Origin of the sequence: Sphingomonas sp. Leaf38 (assembly GCF_001421825.1) — a bacterium.
Taxonomy (GTDB): Bacteria; Pseudomonadota; Alphaproteobacteria; order Sphingomonadales; family Sphingomonadaceae; genus Sphingomonas.
Window position 1 is genome coordinate 266,592 of record NZ_LMLD01000010.1, and the last position, 5,409, is coordinate 272,000.

5 protein-coding genes are annotated in these 5,409 nt (G+C 67.9%); 1 reads left to right on the top strand and 4 read right to left on the bottom strand.

From position 1 onward, the window contains the following. Positions 1–94: 94 nt before the first annotated feature. The 4 genes from ASE88_RS06800 to ASE88_RS06815 form a co-directional block, all read right to left on the bottom strand. Positions 95–775: a response regulator transcription factor gene (locus tag ASE88_RS06800; RefSeq protein ID WP_200910178.1), complete on the bottom strand. Its 681-nt coding sequence runs from the start codon at positions 773–775 to the stop codon at positions 95–97. Between the two features lie 64 nt (positions 776–839). Next, a complete protein-coding gene (locus tag ASE88_RS06805; RefSeq protein WP_055879225.1) occupies positions 840–2,369 on the bottom strand; it encodes a methyl-accepting chemotaxis protein in 1,530 nt (509 codons plus the stop codon). After that, positions 2,366–2,701: a hypothetical protein gene (locus tag ASE88_RS06810; protein ID WP_056476914.1), complete on the bottom strand. Its 336-nt coding sequence runs from the start codon at positions 2,699–2,701 to the stop codon at positions 2,366–2,368. Before ASE88_RS06810 ends, ASE88_RS06805 begins: the two co-directional genes overlap by 4 nt. A 75-nt stretch (positions 2,702–2,776) precedes the next feature. Further along, a complete protein-coding gene (locus ASE88_RS06815) occupies positions 2,777–3,751 on the bottom strand; it encodes a quinone oxidoreductase family protein (protein WP_056476917.1) in 975 nt (324 codons plus the stop codon). 106 nt (positions 3,752–3,857) lie between these two features. Here ASE88_RS06815 and ASE88_RS06820 point away from each other — a divergent pair, with 106 nt between their 5' ends. Beyond that, entirely contained in the window at positions 3,858–5,318 is a 1,461-nt protein-coding gene (locus ASE88_RS06820; protein WP_055879215.1) for an aldehyde dehydrogenase family protein, read from the top strand. Positions 5,319–5,409 lie beyond the last annotated feature (91 nt).

A 5,409-nucleotide genomic window follows, 5' to 3' on the forward strand; every position in this document is an offset into this window, starting at 1 on the left:
GTTACCGCGTAGATAGCAAACCCCGTGCCCAGCGTCGCGACGAGGAACGCCAACAGGAACGCCCCGGTCAGCGTCCGAAGCGACCGGAACCGCATCAGCCGCGCAACATGTAACCGACGCCGCGCACCGTCACGATCGGGTCCTCGCCCCCCGCCGCCGTCAACTTGACGCGCAGGTGGCGGACATAGACATCGACGATGTTGGTGGTCGGCGCAAAATCGTAGCCCCAGACGCGCTCGACAAGCATCGCGCGCGTCATCACCGTATCGGCATTGGCGACGAATTCCGCGAGCAGCTTGAACTCCAGCTTGCCGAGGTCGATCGCGGTGCCGTCGCGCCAGGCACGGAAACGGGTCGGGCTAACGACGATGTCACTGGCACGGATCGTGTCGGCGCTGCTCCCGGTCCAGCCACGTCCGCGGACGATCGCCGCCAGCCGCGCGCTGAGTTCGGCGGCGGCGACCGGCTTGACGACGTAATCGTCGGCGCCCGCCTCAAGACCCTCGACCTTCTCGACCGACCGGCCAAGCGCGGTGAGCATGATCACCGGCACCGTCATGTTGCCATCGCGAAGCCGCGTCAGCACCGACATGCCGTCGATCTTTGGCAGCATCCGGTCGAGCACCACTGCATCGAACGGTGCGCTGTCGACCGCCGCCAGTGCCTCGCGGCCATCGATGGCGACCGTGACACGGTGATCGAGCCCGCGCAGCTCCTCCGCCATCGCCTGCGCGAACATCGCATCGTCCTCGACCAGCAACAGGTTCAGGCTCATCGTCGTCTCGCCGAAAGGGGCCCCCGCCCTACCGCGGTTTCGGCGTCGCGCAAACCGGTCCGCGCTACGCCGCCTTGAGTTGCGCCACGAAGCGATCGGTCGCGGCGCGGAGCTGGCGGGCCGTATCCAGCAGACTAGTCGCAGCGCGGGCGACCATGTCCGACAGCCCCGCCGTCTCGCCGGCGACCCGCGCGACGCCGAGCATCTCGTCGGCCATGCTGTCGATCCCCGCCGCGGTGCTGTCCGCGGTGCGCTCGATCGAGGCAGCGGTCTGGTGATGATGCCGCACCTCTGCCTGAATGGTGTCGGCGGCGGTTGCAAGGTGGCCGATCGTCGTCGCGATCCGGCCGAGCGCATCGTTGGCGACCCCCGCCCCCTGCTCCGCCGACCCGGCCAGCGCGCGGATCTCGCTCGAGGCACCGGTCGCCTGTCCGGCAAGCTGTTTGACCTCGCTCGCCACCACCTTGAACCCATTGCCGGCGTCGCCCGCGCGCGCCGCCTCGATCGTCGCGTTCAGCGCGAGCAGGTTGGTCTTGGCGGCGATCTGCTGGATCGAATTGGCGAAGCTGCCGATCGTCTGCGTCCGTTCCACCAGCGCGAGCATCGCCGCGTGGCTGAGCGTCGATGCCGTCCGCGCCTCCGTACCGAGCTGGACCTGCTGCTCGGCGACGGTCGCGATCGACGTCACCGACCGGGTCAGCGCGTGGATCTGCGCCGACAACCGCCCCGCGCTCTCCGACGACTGCGTCGCGGCGGCGGCGCTCGCTTCGGTCTGGCGGGTAGCCACCTGCGCGAGTTCGTTCAACGCGCGCGCCGATCCATCAAGCCGGGTGGAGGCCGAGCCGACCGTGTCGACGATATCCGCGACCGACGCCTGGAACGCCTCTGCCAGCGCCATCATCTCGGCAGCGCGACGCGCGGCCAGTTCGCGTTCGATCTCCAGCCGATGCTGGCGCTCGCGGCCTTCGCGCGCCTCGGCAGCCCGCATCGCGGTGATCGCCTGCTCCATCCGGTTGCGGCTGTCGATCGCTTCGCTCGCCAGCGCCTCGCTCTCGCAGCGCGCCGTTTCCTGGCGGATCATCAGGCTGCGCAACCGGGCGGTAACGTAGCCTAGTACCGCGAGTTGCAGTCCGACGGCGGCGGCATGGATGACGACTCGGCCGATATTGCCAGACCCCGTGAATACCCAACCCGGCGCCGCCATCTCCAGCACCAGATGATGGATCGCGATCAGGCCAGCGGCGAGTGCGACCGGCCGCCAGTCGCACAGCACCACCAGCGCGGCGAGCGCGACGAAGAAATACATGTGCGCGTCCATCTGCCAGGCATGTCCTTGCAACAGATAGACGCCGAGCGCGGGATACACCGCGGCCGGTGTGCCCGACACCAGCCGCGCCACCGGATCGTGACGCCGCCGCATCGCCATCAGCGTGGGCGCGAGATTGACGAGCACCGCGACGACCAGCACCGGGACGAGCCCGTCCGCATCGAGCCACAGCCCCATCAGACCGAGCCAAAGCGTGCAGACCCAACCGGTGATCGCGACGATGGCGATTCCGCGGGTACGAAAAACCTCGAGGTCGGTCGGGTTCATGCCGCCACCGCCGTCTCGCCGCAGGCTACGGCCGATGCCGCAACCATCACGACGCCGTGCGCCATCATGACCCCGGCCAATTGCGCACGATCGCCCCTGACCACGTAACTGTGCGGCAACGGTCCCGCGCCAATCAACAAGGCATGGCCGGCGAAAGCCATGGGCAGCAAGTTTGCGACCGCATTCGCGCCGACCGGCACGAGCAGATATTCGCCGTGCCGCGGCGGCCAAGCGATCAGCACCGCAGACCCGATGCAGACCGCGATACCCTGCGCGACAATACACATCGCCGCTGCGAAATTGTAAGAACGAACCATAGGTTCGACGTACATACAATGCGTTAGGCGGTAGTTAACGTATAGGTCACCGTTTCGCGGTCGCTCAATCAGTCAATCGATCACAGCGGTTCAGGGCAGCAGCAGCGTGCTCCCCCACGTCTCACCACTCTCGACCGCACGGTGCGCGTCGGCCGAATCCTCCAGCGCGAAAGTCTGACCGATTTCGGGGGTGATCGCGCCGCTGTCGAGCATCGCGAACAGGCGTGCGATACCGGCCTGCCTTTCCTCCGACGTGACATAATAATCGAACAGCGTCGGCCGCGTGACGAACAGCGAGCCTTTGCGCGCGAGAACGCCGATATTGACTCGGTCGACCACGCCGCCCGCATTCCCGTAGCTGACGATCAGACCACGCCTGGCCGTGCTGTCGAGGGAGGCGTCCCAGGTCGCGCCGCCCACGCCGTCCAGCACGATCGGCACACCCTTTCCGTCGGTGATCTCGCGGACGCGCGCGGAGATGTCTTCGGACTTGTGGTTGATGACGTGATCGGCGCCGGCCTTGCCCGTGCGCGCCGCCTTGTCCTCGCTGCCGACGCTGGCGATGACGGTCGCGCCGATCGCCTTCAGCCAGCCGACCAGGATGTGGCCGACTCCGCCTGCCGCCGCATGAACGAGCACGGTCTGGCCCGCCTGCACCTTGGCGCAGCGCTCGACCAGGAACTCGGCGGTGGTGCCCTTGAGCAGGATTGCCGCAGCGGTGCGGTCGTCGAGCGTGTCGGGCAACTTGAACAGCTGGGTCGCGGGCACGTTGCGCTCGGTCGCATAGGCGCCGCGCGACGGGCCGAACGTGCCGACCCGGTCGCCGGGCGCGAACCCGGTGACGCCCTCGCCGACCGCCATCACCACGCCCGCGGCCTCGCTGCCGAGTCCCGATGGCAGGTCGACCGGGTAGACACCGCTGCGGTGATAGGTGTCGATATAGTTCAGCCCGACCGCGGTGTTGCGCATCCAGACCTCGCCCTTGCCCGGCAGCGGCAGCTGTACGTCGCGCCACTGGATGACCTCCGGGCCGCCGGTCTGCTCGATGAATGCCACTCTCGCCATGCCCGACTCCTGATGAATTTCGGCGGCAACCTACCTGACGCGTTTCGGGTTGCAACCGATCTCCGGCGAGCCCATTCCTTGGCAAGACAAGATGCGGAGAGGCACGATGAAAAGCTATTTAAAGCAATATATCGATGGCGCGTGGGTCGAGAGCGAGGGCGGCACCGTCTATCAGGTGATCGACCCGTCGACCGAGCAGCCGTGCACCGAAATCACGCTTGGCACCGCCGCCGACGTCGACAAGGCGGTTGCTGCGGCGCGCGCGGCGTTCGAGAGCTGGAGCCAGACGAGCGTGCAGGAACGCCTCGATGTGCTCGGCCGAATCGTGACCGAGTACAAGGCGCGGATGCCCGATCTGGCGAAGGCGATGTCGCAGGAGATGGGCGCACCGATGGCGCTCGCGTCGATGGCGCAGGCACCCACGGGACTCGCGCATTTCTCGGCGACCGCCAAGGCGCTGGCGGCGTTCGAATTCTCGGAAGTCATCGGCAAGGCGACCGTCGTGCACGAGCCGCTCGGCGTTGTCGCGATGATCACGCCGTGGAACTGGCCGCTCAACCAGATCTGCGCGAAGGTCGCCCCGGCGCTGGCCGCGGGCGACACGATGATCCTGAAGCCCTCCGAGGAGGCGCCGTCGTGCGCGGTGATCCTCGCGGAGATCATGGACGCGGCGGGCGTGCCCGCGGGGGTGTTCAACCTCGTCAACGGCGACGGTCCGGGGGTCGGCGCGGCGCTGTGCGCGCACCGCGACGTCGACATGGTGAGCTTCACCGGATCGACGCGCGCGGGCATCGCGGTCGCGCTGGCGGCCGCACCGACGGTCAAGCGCGTGCATCAGGAACTCGGCGGCAAGGCGGCGAACCTCGTGCTCGAGGGGTCCGATCTGGCGGCGGTGCTGCCGCCGACGGTGGCCGGCGTGCTCGCCAATTCGGGGCAGAGCTGCATCGCGCCGACGCGCCTGCTCGTCCATGCGAGCCAGGTCGCGGAGGCGACCGCGATCGTGAAGTCGATGATGGAGCAGACCAAGGTCGGCGATCCCGCCGAGATGGGCCAGCATATCGGCCCGGTCGTCAACAAGGCGCAGTTCGACAAGATCCAGGGGCTGATCCAGTCCGCGATCGACGAAGGCGCGACGCTGGTGACGGGCGGCGTGGGTCGTCCGGACGGGCGCAATGCGGGCTATTACATCCAGCCGACGCTGTTCACCGACGTGCGCCCCGACATGCGGATCGCGCAGGAAGAGACGTTCGGGCCGGTGGCTACGATTACCGCCTATGCCGACCAGGACGAAGGTATTCGCATCGCCAACGCCACCGAATACGGGCTGTCGGCGACGATCTCCGGCGACCCAGCGGCGGCGGCGAAGGTCGCAGGCCGGTTGCGCGCGGGGCTGGTGACGATCAATTCGTGGAGCCCCGACATCGGCGCCCCGTTCGGCGGGTACAAACAGTCGGGCAACGGCCGCGAGAACGGCCGCTATGGCCTGACCGACTTCATGGAAGTGAAGACGATCACCGGCCTGCCGGGCGACGTGCGCGAGGGCAAGCCGGCTGAGGCAGGCGCGTAATCCCCTCTCAATCCTCCCCCCGCCAGGGGGAGGTGGCGCCGAAGGCGACGGAGGGGGAGGATACGGAGCAGGCGTTTTGCTTTCCTCCCCC